The sequence below is a fragment of the Sphingobacterium sp. 1.A.5 genome (assembly GCF_002734235.1).
GTDB lineage: Bacteria > Bacteroidota > Bacteroidia > Sphingobacteriales > Sphingobacteriaceae > Sphingobacterium > Sphingobacterium daejeonense.
The window spans coordinates 1-22,408 of the sequence record NZ_PEBA01000024.1 but is presented as its reverse complement, the minus strand read 5'-3'; the positions used below and the strand labels follow the sequence as shown (position 1 = coordinate 22,408).

Annotated in this window: 16 protein-coding genes and 1 pseudogene; 8 read left to right on the top strand and 9 right to left on the bottom strand. The window is 37.8% G+C overall.

Going from position 1 to position 22,408, the window contains the following annotated elements:
• Positions 1-9: 9 nt before the first annotated feature.
• From CRT24_RS21420 to CRT24_RS11955, 5 genes and pseudogenes are all read right to left on the bottom strand, one after another.
• Positions 10-261: pseudogene (locus tag CRT24_RS21420) on the bottom strand (DNA mismatch repair protein MutT); the annotation flags it as partial.
• 209 nt (positions 262-470) lie between these two features.
• Positions 471-1,217 carry a hypothetical protein gene (locus CRT24_RS11970; protein WP_099371481.1) on the bottom strand — a complete coding sequence of 249 codons (747 nt, stop codon included), beginning with the start codon at positions 1,215-1,217 and terminating at the stop codon, positions 471-473.
• Between the two features lie 1,341 nt (positions 1,218-2,558).
• Positions 2,559-4,145, bottom strand: coding sequence for a hypothetical protein (locus CRT24_RS11965; RefSeq protein ID WP_099371480.1), 1,587 nt, complete (start codon positions 4,143-4,145; stop codon positions 2,559-2,561).
• Positions 4,146-5,013: 868 nt separating this feature from the next.
• Positions 5,014-6,390, bottom strand: a complete 1,377-nt coding sequence (mnmE, locus tag CRT24_RS11960; RefSeq protein ID WP_099371479.1) for a tRNA uridine-5-carboxymethylaminomethyl(34) synthesis GTPase MnmE — start codon at positions 6,388-6,390, stop codon at positions 5,014-5,016.
• Positions 6,391-6,462: 72 nt separating this feature from the next.
• The gene (locus CRT24_RS11955; protein WP_099371478.1) at positions 6,463-6,885 is read right to left on the bottom strand and encodes a hypothetical protein; all 423 of its coding nucleotides are present in this window, start codon (positions 6,883-6,885) and stop codon (positions 6,463-6,465) included.
• A gap of 232 nt (positions 6,886-7,117) precedes the next feature.
• Here CRT24_RS11955 and CRT24_RS11950 point away from each other — a divergent pair, with 232 nt between their 5' ends.
• From CRT24_RS11950 to CRT24_RS11940, 3 genes are read left to right on the top strand one after another with little or no spacing between them, the layout of a single operon-like run.
• Entirely contained in the window at positions 7,118-8,014 is an 897-nt protein-coding gene (locus tag CRT24_RS11950) for a sugar phosphate isomerase/epimerase (RefSeq protein ID WP_099371477.1), read from the top strand.
• A gap of 35 nt (positions 8,015-8,049) precedes the next feature.
• On the top strand, positions 8,050-8,976 hold the full coding sequence (locus CRT24_RS11945) for an ROK family protein (RefSeq protein WP_099371476.1): 927 nt from the start codon (positions 8,050-8,052) through the stop codon (positions 8,974-8,976).
• Between the two features lie 47 nt (positions 8,977-9,023).
• Positions 9,024-9,578 (top strand): SIS domain-containing protein, encoded by a 555-nt coding sequence (locus tag CRT24_RS11940; protein ID WP_099371475.1) that lies wholly within the window; start codon positions 9,024-9,026, stop codon positions 9,576-9,578.
• A 303-nt stretch (positions 9,579-9,881) separates the two neighbouring features.
• On the opposite strand, the gene CRT24_RS11935 is transcribed toward CRT24_RS11940, so the two are convergent.
• A complete protein-coding gene (locus CRT24_RS11935) occupies positions 9,882-10,412 on the bottom strand; it encodes a GNAT family N-acetyltransferase (protein WP_099371474.1) in 531 nt (176 codons plus the stop codon).
• 119 nt (positions 10,413-10,531) lie between these two features.
• Between CRT24_RS11935 and CRT24_RS11930 the strand changes: the two genes are divergently transcribed.
• Both CRT24_RS11930 and CRT24_RS11925 read left to right on the top strand, forming a co-directional pair.
• Positions 10,532-11,773 carry an MFS transporter gene (locus CRT24_RS11930; protein ID WP_099371473.1) on the top strand — a complete coding sequence of 414 codons (1,242 nt, stop codon included), beginning with the start codon at positions 10,532-10,534 and terminating at the stop codon, positions 11,771-11,773.
• A 16-nt stretch (positions 11,774-11,789) separates the two neighbouring features.
• Complete coding sequence (locus CRT24_RS11925) at positions 11,790-13,994, top strand: S9 family peptidase (protein WP_099371472.1); 2,205 nt, start codon at positions 11,790-11,792, stop codon at positions 13,992-13,994.
• 69 nt (positions 13,995-14,063) lie between these two features.
• Here the strand turns inward: CRT24_RS11925 and CRT24_RS11920 are convergent, their stop codons facing one another.
• Entirely contained in the window at positions 14,064-16,724 is a 2,661-nt protein-coding gene (locus CRT24_RS11920; RefSeq protein WP_099371471.1) for a DUF5916 domain-containing protein, read from the bottom strand.
• A 146-nt stretch (positions 16,725-16,870) separates the two neighbouring features.
• On the opposite strand from CRT24_RS11920, the gene CRT24_RS11915 reads away from it, so the two are divergent.
• Positions 16,871-18,235 carry a Gfo/Idh/MocA family protein gene (locus CRT24_RS11915; protein WP_099371470.1) on the top strand — a complete coding sequence of 455 codons (1,365 nt, stop codon included), beginning with the start codon at positions 16,871-16,873 and terminating at the stop codon, positions 18,233-18,235.
• Here the strand turns inward: CRT24_RS11915 and CRT24_RS11910 are convergent.
• Positions 18,232-19,209 carry a YafY family protein gene (locus CRT24_RS11910; RefSeq protein WP_099371469.1) on the bottom strand — a complete coding sequence of 326 codons (978 nt, stop codon included), beginning with the start codon at positions 19,207-19,209 and terminating at the stop codon, positions 18,232-18,234. The genes CRT24_RS11915 and CRT24_RS11910 overlap by 4 nt on opposite strands.
• A gap of 11 nt (positions 19,210-19,220) precedes the next feature.
• Positions 19,221-20,057 carry an MBL fold metallo-hydrolase gene (locus CRT24_RS11905; RefSeq protein ID WP_099371468.1) on the bottom strand — a complete coding sequence of 279 codons (837 nt, stop codon included), beginning with the start codon at positions 20,055-20,057 and terminating at the stop codon, positions 19,221-19,223.
• Between the two features lie 168 nt (positions 20,058-20,225).
• Between CRT24_RS11905 and CRT24_RS11900 the strand changes: the two genes are divergently transcribed.
• Together CRT24_RS11900 and CRT24_RS11895 are read left to right on the top strand one after the other, a co-directional pair.
• Positions 20,226-21,359 carry an aldo/keto reductase gene (locus tag CRT24_RS11900; RefSeq protein WP_257214032.1) on the top strand — a complete coding sequence of 378 codons (1,134 nt, stop codon included), beginning with the start codon at positions 20,226-20,228 and terminating at the stop codon, positions 21,357-21,359.
• A gap of 133 nt (positions 21,360-21,492) precedes the next feature.
• Entirely contained in the window at positions 21,493-21,936 is a 444-nt protein-coding gene (locus CRT24_RS11895; protein ID WP_257214031.1) for a putative quinol monooxygenase, read from the top strand.
• The last annotated feature ends 472 nt before the right edge of the window (positions 21,937-22,408 follow it).

Sequence of the window (22,408 nt, the reverse complement as noted above, 5' to 3'; positions counted from 1 at the left end):
TCTGAAATTCTATAATTGGTTTAATATCGTTAAATCAGCAGCTTTTAAATCATACTGGGAGAATTTTTCTTGTAGAATCCATTTATACTGTTCGTGCTCTTCTAGGTTTATAGTTCCCTCCTTTATCGTACATAAAAAAGGATATAAAGTAATGCAGAAGTTGTAGTAATGATGTACTACCTTCTCTAGTGCTCCATCAATTCGAATTAAAATAATTAATTCCTCCTGAATTTCACGAATCAGACAATCTTCCAGCCTTTCTCCCTCTTCAAACTTTCATCCTGGAAACTCCCACTTCAATGGAAGCTTCATTTTCTCCGATCGTTGACAAATCAAATAAACGTTCTCCCTCGCGAATCACCTCACAAGTCACATGAATTATATAATCATTTAATATTGATATTCTGCTAATTTTAAATCTTTTAGTAAATAGTTTTTTTTTAGTTTGATAAAAATTTACATAAATAGAATTATCCTTCAATCGCTATCAAGCAAAATTTAAATTCTTCCACTTTTCCTTTGTCCATGGCAAAAGTTGAAAAATCTCTCCATTGTATTAAGTAATCTCTTTTCAATCCTAAATGATAAACATACTCTTTACCCTCTGTCCAATGTTTCTTCTTATTAGCACCTACAGGCACCTGTAAACCGAAATCGTATTTATCCTTTGATATTTTGTCTAAATTCCAACCTATATAATCTTTTGACAAAACCGCTCCATGATGGAATGAAAAGTGCGCATCCAAAGAATTCTTGGTACTTACATCATTCACATAATATTTTCGATCATTTGTCAAGATAAATACAAAGCCTCTTTTAGTAAAATCTTTAAACCCCATCTGTTCAAGTTCGACAATTTCTATACGATAGATATCCTTTCTAAAACTATAGCGCCCTACATCATTAGCTCCATGATTAGCTAATGAATAGTTTTCGCCATTCGATTTTATTTTGGCAGTTTTTGTTTTATACTTAATTTCAATAGGATAAATGACGCTAGAACCTCTATCTATGACAACAATATCTATAGGGGCTCTAGCAATGATATCATCTGAACCTTTAGTTTTCATACCTATACCAATAGGTCTTTCGAGCCTAATCTCATAGGATGGGTAAAGCTCCTTTATCAACCAAGACATCGCTAATTTCAAATCATCTTCAGAATGAAATATAGGTCTTGTTTTCTTTAATTGATCTATAATTTGGTCAAAATTCATAATCTTTTATTTATTTCTCAAACTGCGGAATTGCAACAGCCTCATTAAAATTCACGATCTACTTGCGCATACGACATTTGTCGGAAAAATGGCGACTAAGGTTATTGGTTTTATCAAAGAAGTCTATACAATTGCTAATCTTCAATCCATGGTCTAAATCAAAGTCATCGTCGATAAGTAATAGTCTGCTCAATATTTTTTAATCTACGATTTTCTTCAACACTTAAAATACTTTCAGATTTATACAGTTGGAATAGAGGATCACCGGCAATATCATCATTTTTATAGAGAAAATTATCTTTAATGGATAAAAATCTAGCTGCAATAATTTTTACTAAACATACCTCATCAGCAAAATTGCTCCCTTAGAATAAGGTGATTTAAAAGCAAATAAACCGGCTTCCACTTGATGCGGATTCAATTCTACTTTAGTATCTAAAATAACGTTGCACCGAATTTTTAGGAACTATCCTAACTTGCTTTTCGTGATAATTCGTAAGCGTATTACTTAGCATGGTATTGGTTTATCATATAATAATTAAAATAATTTTAATTCTATGTTTTAGAATTAATAATAATGTTATGAATATACCTAAAAAAGAATATTAACAATACGGAAAACCATAATTATGTTTAAAACTTAATTTTAAAAGCCTGATTATTTGTAAACATTATTGGACAAAAGATTCGGGGATAGTTATTGAAAGGGGAGATTTAATTTTTTAATTATAATAAGTATTTTTGAGTATGAATTTAATTTTTGTTCGGAAAATACTTATAACAATTGCCTTAATATGTTTTATTGGGTCATTTTACTTTATGTTATTTGATAGGAATGAAGCAAATGAAAGATATGGGTATATTCTTATGGTTTCTTTAATTATTTTCACCTTATTATTAAATAAGGTTAATAACCTCCTTAATGAAATAAAATAGAAAAGCCTAACCACTATCATTCTTCTTTCTAACTTTACTCCATGCAACCAATCATAGATTAATGCGACAAGTCATTAATGAATGCAAAGGACCCCATCAAGAAAATTGAAAACCCAGACAAGCGCTCCACTTATCCTTCGGTACATCAATGAATCTGGATAAATTATTAGAACGCAGTATCTCATTTCCTTCAATATTGATGAGCTATCTTGCCAGAGCTTTAAAAACAAAAAATGCATTTTCATTAATTTCTCCTATTAAAGATATTGTGAGGCAGTCGAGCAACTTGATACCTATCCTTAAAAGAATTTAATAAGAGCGATAAGATAACGGCTGATATTCCTTGAAAATCATCATAAAATAATATCCCAATTTACACTGGGATATTATCTTATTCTATTTATTTTAATTTTGTTTCCAAACGTAAGTTTGTGCTGATTTTGCTGGAACTGTTATAGCCGCATACTTTACATTACCGTCGTAATCAATATATTTTAAATTTAAATTCTTTGCTTGATCATTATCATTAGCTATCAACATAATTCGAGCATATGGAGATTTATCATTGACAAAGGCTGCATATTTGATATTTCCTACTGAATGCGGTTTGGGAAATAATCTTTGGGCACCATCACCAAGAAATCTTGATACGTGCGCAATACTGTAATAAGAAACATTAAATGAATAATTTGATGAACCGTCTATGGTAACAGCCCCCATACAGTCTTGACAAGCAACACCTGGAGTATTCGATGTACGGATATCTGTATTAGGATTACTTGCGAGATTCCACTCCAGAACAGTTCTACTGAAATTATTGAGTGCATCAATCGTTATATTATTTATATGCCACATGAAATCTCCATTATCAAAATAACTTTTTCTCTGTAACCACTGTTCCGTAAAGAAAGTGCCGATAGGAGGGTTTCTTTTATCTTTGAATTCATTATGAATCGTGGATAAATCATTTATACTGCCGGAATACAAATGCCATCCAATCCCTTCAATTTTATTGAATAAATCGTTATTATTTAATAAGTTACGAACATAATTTACACCGGTCATTCCTGTAGCAGACTCAAATCCTGGGTTGTGATCATATGCTATGATAAGAGGTCTGTTAGATAGCGAACTTAACTTGTTGTATAAATGGTATTGAATAAAGTTGATGTGTTCAAAATCATACATGATCATACTAGGTAAATGATTGCCGCTCTGCGGTTCATTTTGGGGTGTGACAGCCCAAATTTGGATCCCATGTTGATTTTTCATGGCTTCAACATATTTCCTGAAATAGATTGCATAGGATTCATAATAAATTTGGTTACCATTATTTGAGTCTGTTTTAAGACGGCCACCTTGTAGGTTATTATTGTCCTTCATCCATGCAGGTGCAGACCATGGAGTTGCAATTATTTTGATATTTGGATTAATTTGTAATATTCTTTTCAATACTCGAATTTTTCTATCATCTTTCGATAAACTGAAATTATTTTGAGCAAGATCTATACCTCCAGGAGGATTATCATTTAAGGTGTACGCATTTCTAGATAAGTCTTCAGATCCTATAGCTATGCGTATAACATTAATTTTATTTTGACCTGCTTGTGTAAATCCAAATAGATTATTTAACAATGCACTTTTGGGTCCTTCAGACATATTATCAATTAATTCAGCGCTACCCCCGGTAAGCGTATACCCAAATCCATCAATATATTGACTTCTATTTCCAGCTCTAGAGTCTACCTCTATTATTGGATTTCCATTTGGTGTAGAATTAAATGAAAGATCGCCATTGAAAGTTTTTGTTAATCTTTGACCTGCTGGTACATTTGTTGTCCAAATACCGTATTGTTCGAAAGCTTGGACATTTACACGTGATTTTTTACTGAGTTCTTTGTCATTTAGAGTTTCATTCGGTTGGTCTAAATCATTTCTGCTACACCCTGCCAATATAAATAGCAAGGGCAAAATTACTTTTAAGTTTCTCATAGTTTATTGTTTAATTTGGTATAAAATAGTGTGATATTAAATATAAAAATAATAATTTCCGTAATGTGAAAAAATAAATTCTTCACCAAACACAACTATTTATTTAAAAGATATTATAAAAACACACCATTCTGAATAATAATCACAAAAAAATGCCCTTAATCTAGCTTTAAATTTAATGCGTGTTATAATAAGATACTATTCGTTATATCTATTTGCTAATATCACCCGTGCGTAAGTATTCTGAGAATTCAATCACGCAAAAATAAGATGACCTGGAAGTTATTTAAAAAACAAATAATAGTCGATAAGGGAAACAAAAGGAGGCTATTGGAGGGTAGGGAACTAATTGCAGAGCAGATCAAGAAATGACCTGCTTTTTCTATTTTATAAAGGACTAATTTCTAATGCTGAGAAAAAGAAATAACATCCAAATCCCAATATTCTCAACTAAAATGGCCTTTATTAGAATTAATGAAAATTATTAAGGACAAACCTATATCAATACTTAAATACCAACAATAATCCCATGTCAAATTGTTTAAAATATTATTCTTAAGAATAAACAATTCTTACATGGTTCGGCTTAATGAGTAATTAAGTATGTAAATTCACCTACTCTTTTACCAAATTGATAAATAGCTATGGCAGATAAAATCAACAAAACCGCTATAACTATTTTTTTATTTTCGACAAGTAATTGGATAGCTCTGTTCATAAGTTTTTTAGTGTTAGTGGTTACTATTTACAAATCGTTAAAGAATAATTAAAATTTAAATTGTTTTATACCTAACTCACTGGTAGGGTTTTTCCGCATATTTGGACTATAGATAATAGGATTGGAGATAATTGTTAATTGGGAAGTTAGTTACTTCCCGATACAAAACTTACTAAAAATATTCTCCAACAAATCATCCGTAGTAACTGTCCCGGTGATTTCCCCTAAGTGATGTAACGCCTGTCGAATATCCATTGCCAGGAAATCCGAAGTAATCGGGTTATCAATTCCATACAACACCTTTTCTAAAGCTTCCTGTGTATTTTGCAGAGCTTCCACATGGCGGATATTGGTTACCATGACATCATCGGTGTTGATATTCGAAAGGTTAACTTGATTTAGGAGTTCTTCTTTCAGTTCTTCAATTCCGATTTGGTGTTTAGCAGAAATATAGATCGGATTCAGCACGGAATATTCTTCTTTTTGATCATCCGTGATCAGATCAGACTTATTAATAATAGTGACAAATGGAATATTCAGTCCTTCCACGTATTCAATTTGTTCTTGCACACCTGAGATCTGGTCTTGGGTAGGGTCGAAGAGGTAGATAATCAATCTTGCCTGTTTCATTTTTTCGCGAGTTCTTTCCACGCCGATGGCTTCAACAACATCCTCTGTATGACGGATACCTGCAGTATCGATAAAACGGAAAGTTACACCATTGATATTGATTTCATCTTCAATCGTGTCACGTGTCGTACCCGCGATATCAGAAACAATAGCACGTTCCTCGTTCAATAAAGCATTGAGTAGGGTAGACTTGCCGACATTTGGCTTTCCGGCAATAACAACCGGTACCCCATTCTTCAACACATTCCCTTGTTCAAACGAACGGATTAGTTTAGCGATTACAGCATGAATCTGCTGAATCAAGGCTTTTAATTGATCACGGTTGGCAAACTCCACATCTTCTTCAGAGAAATCCAGTTCCAGTTCGATCAATGAGGCAAAGTGGACCAAGTCTTCACGGAGTTTCTTCAGTTGGTTTGAGAAGCCGCCGCGCATCTGCTGCATTGCGATTTGATGGGAAGCTGCTGAGTTGGAGGCAATCAGGTCGGCTACAGCTTCAGCTTGAGAAAGGTCCATACCGCCGTTTAGGAACGCGCGTAATGTAAACTCCCCAGCACGTGCCGCTCGAGCACCTTTTTTGATTAATAGGGTAATAATTCGCTCAATAATATAAGCCGAATTATGAGTCGATATTTCTACAGTATCTTCTTTCGTATACGAATTGGGTCCGACAAATATAGTTGCCAGAACCTCATCGATAATGCTTTCGCCATCCCTAATCGTTCCGAAATGAACAGTATGAGAGGCCTGCTTTGTCAAGTCTTTACCTTTAAAGACTTCATTGACCAAAGCAATCGCTTTAGATCCCGAAAGACGAATAACAGCAATAGCACCATTAGCACCTGGAGAGGTCGCTAATGCAATAATAGTATCTTGTGAAATTAACCCTGTAGACATAAGGGCAAAGATAACAATAGTATTTAGTAGTAACTAATTCGACCCTTTGCCCTTGATGCTAAAAATTAATTTTTACCTCTTAAAAACATGGTTCAAGCTGATCTGCAGATTTCCGTCTGCATCAACGACACCTTTATGGTTGATTACTTCTTTGCCGTCTTCGAAAATCTTGACAGTTACTTGTTGTCCAGGGCTTGCGTCGTCTGCGGAAACATTACAGCCTACACCTGAAGCATTATAAGCTATAACCACATCTTTTTCCCATGGCAGGTTGGTGGTAACTTCATAATCATCGTCAAAATCTCCGTTTTCGTCAACCGTAGGAGTATACTGAATAGTAACCGGAACAGTAATGTTTCCTGTAACCTCATATCTTACATTGTGGCCGTTGGGATTGCCATTTTCATCTTTGCTGCAAGCAGTAAATAATGATGTTGTAAGAAAAAAAATGGCAATTAAGCCAATTGTAGGTAGTGTGAATTTTATTTTTCTCATAATTAAAAATAGGAGATAGGAGGCATTAATTTTAAGGTAATTTAAAAATTACCTGTTTATAGGTAACTATTCTATATATCGTTATAAACCCTCTTGTTTTGATTATTTGAATATTATTGTTATTTATGTAATAATAAACCTAACCATCCTCAATAACATTCTAAGTGATCATCGAACCTCTACCGTTTTATTATCAATCTTATGCTGTTATTAGGATTCAATTCTAGACCCTATGAGAATCAAGTTTTGTTATTTTCTACAAATAGCTGCTTTGGCTTTACTGCTGGCCTGTAATCCAACATCTTCAACAAATCAATCCAATATCCAAAAGTCTGACTCCACGAAAAATTCGGATTTGTCTAAACCCGCCAATTGGCATCTCGCAATTTTGGCTTATACCTTTAGAGAGGGAACATTTTTTGAAGCTGTCGATAAGGCAAAAGAATTAGGAATTGATGAAATAGGAATTTTTCCTGGACAACAGATAGGGGCTGGGTTAGATGGTAAGATAGATTTCAACATGGACCAAGCCACCCAACTAAAGGTAAAAGAACTGTTGAAAGAAAAACAGGTTAAGTTGGCAGATATTGGAGTAATCAGTCCAACAAGCAATGCAGATTGGGAAAAACTTTTTCAATTTGCCACGTCTATGGAAATCCCGCTTATCGTTTCAGAGCCTGACCCTAAGTTTATGGATCAGATAGAAGACCTCTGCGAGAAATATCAAATTAAGCTTGCCATCCATAACCATGCGAAACCTTCGATGTATTGGAATCCCGATTCATTGATGATTCAGCTGGCTGATAAAAGTCCTTTGATTGGAGTATGTGCGGATGTTGGTCATTGGCTTCGTTCTGGCTTGGATCCCTTGGAAAGTTTGAAAAAAGTCGAGAGCAGATTAATGGCACTGCATTTCAAGGATGTTTCGATGGAATCTGCAGATGGCTTGGACGTTGTCTGGGGAAGCGGAAATATCCCAACCTTGGACTTGATGCAGCTGTTGAAAGAAAACAACTTCTCGGGAGTATTGTCAATCGAATATGAAGGAGATTTCAAGGAAAATCCTGCAGCCTTGAAACAGATAATGGAAATCTATAAAAACCAATTGGAACAGATAAATCTACAATAACATAGGAACTGACAACCTTAGAGAATTAATACATCATGGAAGAAAGATTTATTGGAATTGAAATTGGAGGAACCAAGCTTCAGTTGGTCGTAGGTGATAAAGAAGGGAATATAGCAGAAAGAAAACGGTATACCATTGATCCTGCTAAAGCCGCTCAGGGCATACAAGATCATATCAAAGAATGTTTGGAGTCTTGGGAACCACAGATGGAAACTATATCAGCAATTGGAATTGGATTTGGGGGGCCGGTAAATTGGAAGGATGGTACGATTCAGGTATCTCATCAGATCGATGGTTGGGAGAATTTCAATTTAAGGTCTTGGTTGGAGAATCTGACAGGAAAACCAGTCGGCATAGACAATGATGCAAATCTAGCAGCTTTGGGTGAAGCGATTTACGGTCATGGAAAGGGGAGCGATATAGTTTTCTATATGACCATTGGAAGTGGAATCGGTGGAGGAATTGTGATTCAAAAATCGATCTATCATGGGAAAGTACCTGGAGAGGTAGAGGTTGGTCATATCAGAATGGATAAATTTGGTGCAACGTTGGAGTCAAAATGTTCAGGTTGGGCAGTCAACAAACGCGTAAGGCAGTACATTGATCAAAATCCTGAAAGCATATTATCTAGTCTGTCAAAGGCAGATCATGGACCAGAAGCAACACTTTTAAAACCGGCTTTGGAAGCCGGAGATCTGGATGCAAAACAAATCGTTGATGAAGTGGCCGATGACTTTGCTTTTGCACTTTCGCATATCGTTCATCTTTTCCATCCCGACGTCCTGGTAATAGGAGGAGGGCTGTCATTGCTGGGTGATGCTCTCGCCATACCGATTGCTAAACAGCTGGACAATTATCTGTTGAAAGCATTTTTACCGGCACCTGAAATTAAAATCGCACAATTGGCGGAAGATGTGGTGCCCATTGGAGCACTTGAATTGGCAAAATCAACTTTAAAATAATCATTAGCTAATCTAATAGCTGAGGAATACCTAAACACATTTTAATTATGAAAAACTATTTAGATCATTATCTAACCGAACATAAAGCAGCAATTGACTCCATTCCTTTAGTTGTAGTTGAGGAAATAATATTGAAATTTACCGAAGCATTGAAGACCGACCGTCAGATTTTTGTGTTTGGCAACGGAGGTAGTGCCGCCAATGCCTCACATTTTATAACCGATCTAGGAAAAGGAGCTTCAGATAAAACCTTTCGTAGGTTCCGATGTATGTCATTGAATGATAATACAGCTTGGATCACGGCGATAGGCAATGATTATTCCTACGATGATATATTTTACCGGCAATTGGAAAATTACGCAAAAGAAGGCGATCTGGTCATGATGATGAGCGTCAGCGGCAATTCGCCAAACTTGATCAAAGCCGTTGAATACTGCAAAAACAATAAAATATTATCGATAGCCCTAACCGGCAAAGCAGGAGGCAAGATAGCCGACATGGCAGACCTTGTACTCAAAGTCGATTCAGATCATTACGGCCGCGTAGAAGATTGCCATATGCATATCTGCCACATGATAGCCTATGCTTTTATGGAGAACTAGCGTAGACACCATTCAACCCTGTAGGGTGTAACTATTATAGGCAGGTGGGGACACTTGCCACGGCGAGAAACCCCATTGGGGTTAAATGCCGGAGGTATGATATATCTCTTAAATGCCATCGGCATGCAATATCTATAGAAATGGAATTCACCTCAAACACCAACGGCATAGGTGTGGCATGTTTCTTTAAATCAGAAATGAATATTTTTAAATGGTTACCGGAATTCATGGTTGGTGGGGACACCAACCATGGCTAATTCGCCACTCAACCCTGTAGGGATGTAACTATTATAAAAAATTCGCCTATCCAAATTCTTCGGCATATCTCACCACACCTTCAACACCTTCCAAAGCCTCTTCAACCAATTCTATCGCCATAAAATTCTTGCTTGGAACATCAAATGGCGGCTTTATCCCAAAACTTTCAGCTGGTTTATAACCAAATTTTGGGTAATACCCCTCATGTCCTAGAACAATAACCGATTCAAAGCCGAGCTCTTTCGCCATGTTATGAGCCGCAACAATCAATTTCCCACCGATACCTTGATTTTGATATTCTGGCAATACTGCTACTGGCGCCATCGCCAAACTCCCAACAACTTCCTTTCCTATAATCTTGATCTTAGTCAACAAGATATATCCAACAATCTTACCGTCAATCTCTGCTACTAAAGATAGTTCTGGAACAAAATCATCTGAACTCCTCAATCTCTCCACCAAAAAATGCTCCTGATGGTCAGTATGTTCTTCGTTCTTGAAAGATTCTTTGATCAAATCAAAAACAATTGGATAGTCAGCAGGGTTTTCCTGTCGGATTATTACAGATTTGAGCATATTCAAATAAAAATTACATACATAATTACCATTAACAACAATAAAGATAATACACTCAATCTAACTGCTAAATACTTACTACTAAATACTAATCACAATGCTTACCTTTATCTCCGTCTATGGAATCAATCGCTAAATCTCCACTTACCGGCTATCAGAAGCTTGTTATCTTTATTCTTGCATTTACACAGTTTACAGTCGTACTGGACTTTATGATTATGTCGCCCATGGGGGACATGTTGATGAAAGCCATTGATTTAAAGCCTGCACAGTTTGGTGTTGCGGTCTCTGCCTATGCTTTCAGTGCCGGAGTTTCAGGATTGCTAACAGCGGGATTTGCAGATCGCTTTGACCGTAAAAAATTACTTCTTTTCTTCTACACCGGATTTATCATCGGTACATTTCTCTGCGGATTTTCTACTAACTATACCATGTTGGTGGCTGCAAGGGTGGTAACCGGCTTGTTTGGAGGAGTAATCGGGTCTATTTCCATGGCCATTATTACGGACGTATTTACCCTGGATCAAAGAGGAAGGGTAATGGGTTTTGTGCAGATGGGATTTGGAGCCAGTCAAGTTTTGGGAATTCCAATTGGCTTATACATCGGCAATGCTTGGGGTTGGCAGAGTGCCTTTTTGATGATCGCCATATTAGCTGTGTTTATCGCCATCTTGATTGCGTTGAAACTTAGATCCATCACCGAACACATAGGACTACAAAAAAATAAATCAGCTCTTCAGCATTTATGGAACACATTTACCCGTAGAGATTATAGAATAGGTTTTTTGGCAACTGCATTGCTGTCCATCGGTGGATTTATGATGATGCCTTTTGGAAGTGTCTTTGCCGTAAACAACCTCCATATTACACATGAACAACTACCACAGTTATTTATGATTTCGGGTATTGCTTCCCTGGTCATCATGCCCTTGGTAGGATGGCTCAGTGATAGGTTTGACAAGTTTAAGATCTTTGCGATAGCAACCACATGGATGATGATTATGGTCTTAATCTATACCGCTTTAGGTCCTACACCTTTTGTTCTGGTAGTAGTGCTTAATATATTGATGATGATGGGTATATTAAGTCGGGTAACACCATCCTCAGCATTGGTGTCTGCGGTTCCAGACAAAGAGGATCGCGGAGCTTTTATGAGCGTAAGTGCTTCCTTACAGCAGATGTCAGGAGGGATTGGAGCAATTATCGCGGGAATGATTATCGTTCAACAAACACCAGAAAGCCCATTGGAACATTATACAACTATGGGATATATTGTCGTTGTAATCAGTATCCTGACCATTGTAATGATGTATAGCGTAAGTAAAATTGTGAAAAGGAAATATGTGAATAAAATCACATAAATACTTATCTTATATCATGCTAAAACATCTTTTCCTATATTTCATCATATCTGTTATTTCATTTTCTGCCTTTTCACAAGGTACTCCAGAGGATTATAAGCGTTCAGAATTTGTAAAAAGACGTTTGGCTCAAGGTCTGGATAATGATGTAATTCAAATAAATTGGAGCGAGAAAGGGGATGTTTTTTGGTACGAGAAAAATGGTCAAGGCCGTCGAGAGTTAGTCATCGTTGATCCTGTCGCCAAGACAAAGGGTGATTTATTCCCATTAAATGACCTGCAGAATGCCTTGTTTGTAGAACTAAAATCCAACATTGACCCTTATTTTTTCCAGAAAGGTCTTCCTAAGTTAGTAGACCGGGATACAGTGAAATTTCAGTATGATGGTTTCCATTGGAAATGGGACCGCTCAAACAAGGTCCTTACTAAACTTGATTCAGTAGATCAAAAACCTATGGGTTATTGGGGACATCGAATTGATGAAAGCAAAGGCAATCCTGTTGAATCTCCTGACAAGTGCAAAATCGCTTACTTAAAGGATTTTAATATCTATATTGCAGATAAGGGTAAGGAAGATTCAGAACAACAAATCACCAAAGATGGTACTGAAGATTTCTTTTATTCTTCGATGATTTTATGGTCGCCTGATGGAAAGAAAATCTCTAGTTCAAAGGTACAAAAGGCTAAAGTTCGAAAGCTCACTTTGATAGAATCATCGCCGATAGATCAGTTGCAGCTGAAGGTTCATACAAAAGATTATATAAAGCCAGGAGACACCCTGAGCCAATATTTTCCAATTGTTTATAATTTGGAAACTAAAAAGTTATGGACGGTAGATAAAGCGATGGTTGATAATCAATTTGCATTGTATGCATTAGATTGGAGACAGGATAGCCATGGTGTTTCCTTTGAATACAACAAGCGCGGACATCAACAGTATTCAATTATGGAGATGGATGCAAACACGGGAAAAACAAGAACTGTATTAAATGAAACCAGTAAAACCTTTATAGATTATTCTGGCAAAAAATTCCGCTATGACCTAAATGATGGCAAAGAAATAATTTGGGCATCGGAAAGGGACGGCTGGAACCATTTATATCTGATTGATGGCAATAATGGTGAAGTTAAAAAACAACTTACCAAAGGGGACTGGGTAGTCCGTCGAGTTCTGAAGGTGGATGAGAAACAAAAGAAGATTTTCTTTACTGCATCTGGAATGAATAAAGACGAAGACCCTTATTTCATCCATTATTATTCCATGAATTTGGATGGATCTAATCTAAAAGATCTGAGTCCTGAGTTGGCAAATCATGAAGGGACTTTCAGTAGAGATTATAGTTATTTTGTTGACAGGTATTCCAAAATCGATCAGGCTCCTGTCACTGTTTTAAGAAACTCTGCAGGCGAAGTAGTCATGGATATAGAAAGATCTAATTTAAATAAGTTCAATGATATAGGCTGGAAACCTGCTGAAGTTTTTAATTCCAAAGGAAGAGATGGAAAGACGGATATCTGGGGGATTATTATTAGACCTACTAACTTTGATCCTAACAAGAAATATCCGGTAATTGAATATATTTATGCGGGACCCCATAGTTCATTTGTCCCAAAATCTTTTTATGCGAATCCTTCAGGAATGCAGGATTTGGCCGAACTTGGTTTTATTGTGGTGCAGATTGATGGAATGGGCACTTCTAATCGTTCAAAGGCTTTCCATGATGTGGCATGGAAAAATCTAAAAGATGCTGGTTTCCCTGATCGCATTCTGTGGATGAAGGCAGCAGCTGCTAAATACCCATACTTGGACTTGGACCGAGTAGGCATATACGGCACCTCAGCAGGAGGACAAAGTGCAGCAGGGGCGTTATTGTTTCATCCTGAATTTTATAAGGTTGGGGTAGCATCTTGTGGATGCCATGACAATAGAATGGACAAGATATGGTGGAACGAACAATGGATGGGATGGCCTATAGGAAAACATTATGAAGAATGTTCTAATGTTGTAAATGCCAATAGGTTAAAAGGAAAGCTGATGCTGATAGTAGGAGAGCTTGACGATAATGTAGATCCTGCTTCGACCTATCAATTTTCGAATGCATTGATCAAAGCCAATAAGGACCATGAATTGGTTGTAATTCCCGGAATGGGACATTCATCAGGTGGCGAATACGGCGAAAAGAAACGGAGAGATTTCTTTGTGAAACATCTTTATCCGTAGCCTGGTCCGGTCCTTGGGCTTCGACTCGGTCCCTGAGCGTAGTCGAAGGGCAGCCACCGGACCGAAGGGCTACCAACCCAGCCAATAATTCACTTTCAGCATAAACGTATTCGTTGGAGCAATCCCCCAGATCTGGTCGATGTTAGAGCCCCAACCCGGTTGATAGATCGGCATTCTGCCCGAACGATTGTGCTCCCAAACAAGATAAACCGTAGAACCTGGCAAATATTCCCAACGGGCAACTAAATTTGACCTGAATTCATTGAAACTAAAATTGGGATCTTTGAAAGTTCCTGAAGCATTCGGATTGCTGATACTATATATACCATCTGTCGAACTGATTTCATCAGGTGTAAACTCTTGGAAACGGTCTGAATATTTGCTTGCTAATGTATTTGTAGCGAATTTAAATCGATCATACTGTGCAACAGAAGTAAATGGGGATCCGTAATATTGAATGGAAAGGTCAGGGGTAATATTCCCTTGAAGCCTAAAGGTAAATCCATAAGTTTCCTGGCGCATTCTACCCATTATATAAGATTCAGGTACGTCGGCTTGCTGAGCATCCGAAACGGTGGCAACATATTGAAGATTATCCTTGTTCCAAGCATAATTGAATTGAGTTACCAAATGGATATGGTTGCCAATCCTAAACGTCAAGGATGGTCTGATTTGATTATATCTGGTTTCACCATCCAAGAAATGCTTTCCATCGTAATCGACTTTTAGAAATACACGCTTCGCACGGTCAGAATTCATGGAAAAGGTATGGGTGAAGTTAGGGTTATACCTTAAGTCATAACCACCTCTTAGCATACGGCTATCCACAGTATTCCAACTGAATGCCTCTTTAAGATCCATTTCTATACGTCTTTTGATCGTTAGGCTGCGAAATCTCACCCCCAGATTGTTATCCATGGATTTTCCGCCATAGTTCCATACATTTCTTTGGGTCAGCGTTATTCCAGCAGCTCTAAATGGTCCCCAAGGATCTGTTTTGCGAAATGCTAGTTCTGTTTCATTGAGTTTATAGTCCGTTTGTTTAAGGTACCCGACCTCATTGAGATCAAATCCTGGCGATGACCAACTAAAGGTTTCAGCATACGTCCACTGCGCATTACCTTTTTTACCAGCTTTGATATAACCGCCAGTTCCACTTAAGGATCTGGCATCCGGATTCATTTTTAAATATTCAGCTCCTGACTTCCTTTGATAAAAATGAGTAGCATTGTTTTTGATAGCCATAATGGCATCCGAAGAGCCGGAGAGGGTACTGAACATAGCCTTGGTTTCCACATAATATAATCTGTTGGAAAAGTATTTGGTAAAGTCTACTCCAGCGGAAAGTGCATCTTTGACAAGGAAATTCTCTAAGTGTGGTTCGCTCAGGTTTCGGTTAACAGAGGTGATCATCCCGCCAAGGAGAGTATTTCCGTCCCAATTTTTCTGAACTCTGGCTACGGTATAATTCGTCAAAGGTTCAGTCTGAATTTTTTCTTCTCCTGTTCCTAGATTGGTTACCTTTTGGGATGTTCTGGCGGTAATACTTTCAAGAATACCTATTGTAAGTCCTTTTCGGTTCGTTCCGGTAAGTTTCATGGCGCCAAGGATAGGAACAAAATCGGTTGTACTGGCAAAAACATGCTCATTGTCAACATTTGGGACCTGATAGCGAGGCCTTGATCCTATTCTACGGGAATAGAACATCATTCCGCCTTCGTTATTGTCAAATTCCAAGATATGTTTACCTTCGAGGAAGAATGGCCGCTTTTCTTCATAGAATACCTCATAGGCAGTTAGGTTCATTACGGAAGGGTCCAATTCAACTTGCCCATAATCGGGATTGATGGAAAGATCCATGGTATAATCTGAGATGGCAAATTTTGCATCCAGTCCGGCATTTGGTTTCCAACGGTTTCCGTCTTGATATGGGCTATTGGCAATCTTTGGTTCTCGGATCAATTTTGTCATGACATAGGGCAGAAATTCGATGCCTTTGGGTTTCGGTAAATCTTGCATACCCTGCATGGTACCGAATGAAAATACATGACCATTATTTTTGATCGGAATCATACTCCAATTCTGTACTTCATTATTTTTGCGAATAATCCTTCGCACGTGCAAGCCCCAGATTCCGTCATCATTCTTTTGATTATATCGGATTTGATTGAATGGGATTCTCAATTCTGCAGTCCAGCTCGAATCTGCCAAATCCTGATGAGTTCTACCTTCCCAAACGGCATTCCAGCTGAGGTTAACAGACAATTTATCCGTTACTGTAAGATCAGTCTTGTTGCCGCCTAGGTTGATGTTAAACTCAACAGCAGCCCGATAATCATGGTAGGGGTCAAATGCTATGGAAATTAAATCACCATTGCTATTATCATCCCGATTACCAATAAAGGCATTCATGGTTTCGGGGTGAATATCCTTACAATAGACTCCGACATAGATGTTCTTGTCATCGAAAAAGATTTTCATTTTTGTCCACGACCCCGTATATGCTCTTTCAAATGGAATAACCTGCGAGAATTTTTCGGACCATTCGCCCTGATTTTTCCAGATGTCTTCATCCAATTTACCATCGATTCTAGGTTGGTCGGATGATATTTTGGTGGCTTTATAATCGCGTTTATAAGCATCTTCGAATGAAACTACAGGTTTTCGCTCGTCTTGGGAATAGGAAGAAATAAAAGAAATAATGAAAATAAACGACAAAAAGTATTTCATTGCTGGTTTTAAGGGTTTTGATTGATTGTGCCAAATGTAGGAAAATAGTTTTAGATGGAGAACCCTTGAATAAGAGATGTTATTTTGCAGTTTCCACCAAAATCCCTATCTTAATATATTAAACCTCAATAAACCCAATTACTTACATGAAAGACGTAAACCTTAACCGTAGGCAATTTATTATAGGAGCCGGAGCCTTGTTGTCATTAACAGCTCTTCAAAATGCCGGCTTTGCTAAAGAAATATTAAAGGCTCGCAAAGTTGCGCTGATAGGTGCTGGTTGGTATGGAAAGAGTGATTTGTTCAGGCTGCTACAGGTAGCTGATGTAGAGGTAGTTGCTGTGTGCGATGTAGACAAGAAACATCTGGATGAAGCGGCGACCTTGATTTCTCAAAAACAGAAATCCAAAAAGGAACCCAAGAAATATGCAGATTATAGACAATTGCTGAAGGAAAACAAGCCTGATGTGGTGTTAGTGGGGACTCCTGACCACTGGCATGCTTTAATTGCAATTGCAGCGATTGAAAACGGTGCTCATGTATACCTGCAGAAACCAATAAGCGTGGATGTATTGGAAGGAGAGGCAATAGTGGCTGCTGCGCGTAAACACGACAGGAAAGTTCAGATCGGAACCCAAAGGAGAAGTACGCCACATATGATAGATGCCAAGGATAACATCATAGGCAAAGGATTGTTGGGAAAGATTTCCCATGTAGAGATGTGCTGCTATTATCATATGAAAAGTAATGCAAATCCACCTGAGGAGCCTGTTCCAGCATTTTTGGATTATGAAATGTGGACTGGACCGGCCCCACTTAGGCCATACGATGGATTGCCACATGGAGGTTGGTGGCGAGCATTTATGGAGTATGGAAATGGAATTACTGGGGATATGTGCGTACATATGTTTGATACGGTGCGCTGGATGCTGAATTTGGGCTGGCCAAAGAAAATATCTGCCACAGGAGGGACGTATGTGCAGAAAGAAGCAAAATCCAATATTGCTGATACCCAAACAGCGATCTTTGAATATGATGAACTGGAATGTGTATGGAACCACCGAACATGGGGGACAGCTGCCGATCCAGAGTTTCCTTGGGCATTTGTGATCTATGGAGATAAGGGAACATTAAAGGGCAGTACAATGAAATGGGAATTTATCCCTACAAAAGGAGATAAGATCGTAAGGGACGTAGTATACGAAAGGGAACAATTTCCAGAAGACTTAAAAGAACCTAGAATAGAATTGAATGCTGCACCAGCAACGAGAGGTCAAATGAAAAATCTACTTTCAGCGATTGACAATAATCACTTGCCTGTTGCTGATGTGTTGGAAGGGCATATCTCATCTGCTTCCTGTATCTTGGCAAATATATCCATGGAGTTGGGTAGGCCATTGGTATATGATCCTGAAAAGAAAATTTGTGTAGGCGATGAAGAAGCTACGGCAAGATTAAAAAGAAACTATAGAGCTCCGTGGAAACACCCGTATCCTTATCAAGGAGCTTAAACAATACTATTTATGTTGTTTTGAATGGCCTGAAAGAGTTTTTTAAAGCTATGCTTAAGCTCTTCAGGCTCTTCTATTTTTATGTTGTCACCAAACATCATCAGCCAACGTGGGAATTCTTCCTCAATATCCCTGCACTCAAACGTCATCTCTATTTTGTCTCCAGATTTACGCTCTGATTTATAACCATAATTGTTTCTTTGCCAGCGTATATAGGGCGCAAACTCACGGGTAACTGTTATTTTAGAGGTTATCTTTGGTAATTCTGGATGCTTTTGACTACTTAAATATTCATCCATCGGAATATGTATTTTACTAAAAGGTATCTCCGAGGAAGTAATATCATCGATCCTGTCACTTCTAAACTGTCTGAAATCATGTCTTTGCAAGCAATAGGCCACTATATACCAAAATCCAATTTCATGGACTATACCTATCGGTTCTATAACTCTATGCTGTGCCGTGTCGTCTTTTATTCCTTGATACAGAATTGTAATTTGCTTTTTATTGGCTATTGCCTCGATGGCAGTACTTAAAACATGGGGAACTTTTTCTGGAAAAATAGGAACGTGCTGTTTTCGCATGATGATCTGGTCCTGCATATTGGTCACCAGATCTTGGTCATGGCTTTTGAGGATTGCCTTTATTTTCATCAGTGCTGAAGCATATTGTGCAGCACTCGTTTGATCCAAATATTTCTCCGCCAGCTTCTCTGTCGCCACAAAACACAGCGCTTCCTCTTTACTAAAGGTTACTGGCGGCAACCTATAGCCATCCATAATGCTGTAACCCATTCCTGCTTCACCAATAAGGGGAACTCCGGCTTGCTCTAAACTCTTGATATCTCTATAGATTGTCCTGAGACTGACATCAAACCGATCTGCTAATTCCTGAGCTTTAACTACACGCTTAGATTGAAGTTGAATCAGGATCTCGACAATACGGTCAAATCTTTTCTTAATATCTATAGACATAGTTTACAGAGTTATATATCGCTTAATTTAAAGGTATCCTTTAGTCGAATTCCTTTTTCAGTATATTGAAGTGTGGCACATTCATGGACAGAATCGTGCTCTAAAAACATAATGTATTCGTTGTCTACAATCTCTTTCCAATAATCTTGTCTTTCTTGCATAGTTACCAAGGGCCTAACATCATAACCCATTACATAAGCTATTGGGATATGACCAACCGAAGGCAGCAGATCCGCCATATAAAGAATTGTTTTTCCTTTATATTGTATTTGAGGCAACATCATTGCTTCAGTATGTCCATATGCAAAACGCATATCAATCTGAGAATCGTATTGTGGACTGTTGATATCAATAAAATTCAATTGTCCGCTTTCTTGGATCGGAAGGATATTTTCTTTTAGAAATGAAGCTTTCTCTCGTGGATTTGGATTAACCGCCCATTCCCAATGATCTTTATTGGACCAATATCTCGCATTTTTGAATGCAGGCAATAACTTCTCACCTTCACGGACGATCGCACCACCGCAATGGTCAAAATGTAGATGAGTTAGGATGACATCGGTTATATCATCACGATGAAAACCTAATTTATTCAAGGATTTATCTAAGGTGTCATCCCCATGCATATAATAATGGCTAAAGAACTTTTCATCTTGTTTGTCACCGATTCCGGTATCCACCAATGTAAGTCTTTTGCCGTCTTCAATCAGCATCAAGCGAGTTGCCCAAGTACATAAATTACGCTCATCAGCAGGATTGGTCCGTTGCCAAATACTCTTTGGAACAACACCAAACATAGCGCCACCATCCAATTTAAAGAATCCCGTATCTATAGAATGTAGTTTCATAATCCTTCCTTTTCTATAAAAATGATGTTTTCTGACGTCTAAATCAAGGGAAAAGATGAATTCAAAGGAAATCAGTACTTTAACAGTAATGATGGTAGATAAATCCGTAATCTGTATAACTAAATTGTTAACTTATGTATAGACCTTTGAATAAACTAAATCAAAGACATGAAAAACACTAATATCAATAACCGTAGAGAATTTCTGAAAATGGGTGCATTGGCGGGATTAGGTTTTATTAGCAGCAATATTGTGAAGGCTGACGAAAGTAAAAGTATAAATTCCTTTAGGCAGGATCTTTATATACAGGGCTCAAAGAGAGTTTTAGGGTCAGGGAAACATCAATTGGAAGTTTCTCCTATTGGCCTTGGTTGCATGGGTATGAGTTACCATCGAAGCTTTGTCCCAGATCGACAGATGAGTATCAATCTAATTAGAAAAGCCGCAGAATTGGGTTTGAATCTATTTGATACAGCAGAAGCCTATGGTCCAATGATCAATGAAGAATTGGTAGGTGAGGCCTTGCAACCGATCAGAAAAGAGATATTGATCGCAACGAAGTTTGGATTTGTTGATGGAATGCCTTCTAAAGGATTAGACAGCAGACCAGATACCATCAAAAGGGTAGTAGAACAATCTTTAAAGAGGTTGAGAACAGACTATATCGATCTTTTATATCAACACCGGGTTGACCCGAATGTGCCAATGGAAGAGGTAGCAGGTACGGTAAAAGATCTGATTCAAGCCGGAAAAGTTCGCAATTTTGGTCTGAGTGAGGCAAATGTAGACAACATCAGAAAAGCACATGCTGTTCAGCAAGTAACTGCTTTGCAGAGTGAATATTCATTATTTACGCGAGAGCCAGAAAAAACAGTAATCCCTGTTTGCGAGGAGTTAGGAATAGGTTTTGTGCCATACAGTCCATTAAGCCGAGGACTGATCACCGGATATATAAACGAAAGAACCAAATACATTCCATCGAATGATAACAGAGCAGCTCTACCTAGGTATCAAAAAGATGCTATTATAGCCAATTGGCCATTGATTGATGTCTTGAAGGAATTTGGTGACCATAGAGGTTTGACCGTAGCACAAGTTGCCTTGGCATGGCTGCTCGCTCAAAAACAATTTATTGTTCCTATTCCAGGTACCACAAAATGGGCTCATCTCCAAGAAAATTTTGATTCAGCGGCTTATCGATTCAATTCAGACGAATTAAAACAGTTGACAACGGAATTGGATAAAATCAAGATTGTTGGCGAACGTGCGGTAGGGCAACAAGCGCAACAGATTAATAACTAGAATAGACATTTGACAATAGACATAAGACAAAAGAATTGGTATGATGTCTGGATATATTGGTAAATTGTCTAATGTACATTTTGTTAGGAGAATTGTTTAAGGTCTAATGTCTTATGTCTTGTGTCTTATGTCTATGATAAAACCTATAGCTGCGGTTATGCTTTTTTTATTGAGCCTGACGGCTTATTCTCAAGGAATTGAAGAAATTGATAGAAAAGGGCATGGCGACCACCAATTGGTCAGGATGGCTGAACTTGAAATTCACCCCGAATATTGGGAGGAATATAAGAAGATATTAATTTATGAGGCAAGGGAGTCTATTCTTAAAGAAGAAGGGGTAGTTTCTATTTTTCCGATGGAAATCAAAGATGATGAATATAAAATCAGGATTTTGGAAATATATGCGAACCAGAAAGCATATGAGGATCATCTAAAAACACTACACTTTCAATATTACAAGACAAATACCTTAAAAATGGTGAAAGATTTGAAGTTGATTGATATGAAGGCGTTGGATAAAGAAACGATGGGAAAGATTTTTTTGAAGGATAAAATTAGAATAGACAGTAGACAATAGACATTAGACACTAGACTATAATAGTTACACCCCTACAGGGTTGAAGATCTTTCTTTATGTATCTATAATAGTTACACCCCATGGGGCAATGTCATTAAGTTTAGGAAAAATAAGGTAATTGGCATATTTTCAGTGGCAGGTGGGGACACCTGCCACGGCGAGAAAACCCCATGGGGCAATGTCATTAAGTTAAGAAAAAAAGAAGGCCATAAATCACGTAAATGTTTAATTTTGAATTCACTACTAAACAAATCTAAACAACCGCGTTTATGGCCGATGTAAAAATAGCACTTAAAATCGTCTCAGACCTAAAAAATTTTATTTCTATCTGTTTAACAGACCCTCTGCTGCTCAATCTTTTCAGGAATTCCAAAACCCATTTCACCCGGGACCGGAAGCTCAATTTCGAGAGATTGGTCCTGCTGATCGCCAAGATGTGCAAGCGGACCCTCTCTGTCGAACTGGAAGGTTT

Coding starts and splice junctions, on each gene's coding strand:
- CRT24_RS11970 (WP_099371481.1), bottom strand. CDS start 1,217: ATGAATTTTGACCAAATTATAGATCAATTAAAGAAAACAAGACCTATA.
- CRT24_RS11965 (WP_099371480.1), bottom strand. CDS start 4,145: ATGAGAAACTTAAAAGTAATTTTGCCCTTGCTATTTATATTGGCAGGG.
- mnmE (WP_099371479.1), bottom strand. CDS start 6,390: ATGTCTACAGGGTTAATTTCACAAGATACTATTATTGCATTAGCGACC.
- CRT24_RS11955 (WP_099371478.1), bottom strand. CDS start 6,885: ATGAGAAAAATAAAATTCACACTACCTACAATTGGCTTAATTGCCATT.
- CRT24_RS11950 (WP_099371477.1), top strand. CDS start 7,118: ATGAGAATCAAGTTTTGTTATTTTCTACAAATAGCTGCTTTGGCTTTA.
- CRT24_RS11945 (WP_099371476.1), top strand. CDS start 8,050: ATGGAAGAAAGATTTATTGGAATTGAAATTGGAGGAACCAAGCTTCAG.
- CRT24_RS11940 (WP_099371475.1), top strand. CDS start 9,024: ATGAAAAACTATTTAGATCATTATCTAACCGAACATAAAGCAGCAATT.
- CRT24_RS11935 (WP_099371474.1), bottom strand. CDS start 10,412: ATGCTCAAATCTGTAATAATCCGACAGGAAAACCCTGCTGACTATCCA.
- CRT24_RS11930 (WP_099371473.1), top strand. CDS start 10,532: ATGGAATCAATCGCTAAATCTCCACTTACCGGCTATCAGAAGCTTGTT.
- CRT24_RS11925 (WP_099371472.1), top strand. CDS start 11,790: ATGCTAAAACATCTTTTCCTATATTTCATCATATCTGTTATTTCATTT.
- CRT24_RS11920 (WP_099371471.1), bottom strand. CDS start 16,724: ATGAAATACTTTTTGTCGTTTATTTTCATTATTTCTTTTATTTCTTCC.
- CRT24_RS11915 (WP_099371470.1), top strand. CDS start 16,871: ATGAAAGACGTAAACCTTAACCGTAGGCAATTTATTATAGGAGCCGGA.
- CRT24_RS11910 (WP_099371469.1), bottom strand. CDS start 19,209: ATGTCTATAGATATTAAGAAAAGATTTGACCGTATTGTCGAGATCCTG.
- CRT24_RS11905 (WP_099371468.1), bottom strand. CDS start 20,057: ATGAAACTACATTCTATAGATACGGGATTCTTTAAATTGGATGGTGGC.
- CRT24_RS11900 (WP_257214032.1), top strand. CDS start 20,226: ATGAAAAACACTAATATCAATAACCGTAGAGAATTTCTGAAAATGGGT.
- CRT24_RS11895 (WP_257214031.1), top strand. CDS start 21,493: ATGATAAAACCTATAGCTGCGGTTATGCTTTTTTTATTGAGCCTGACG.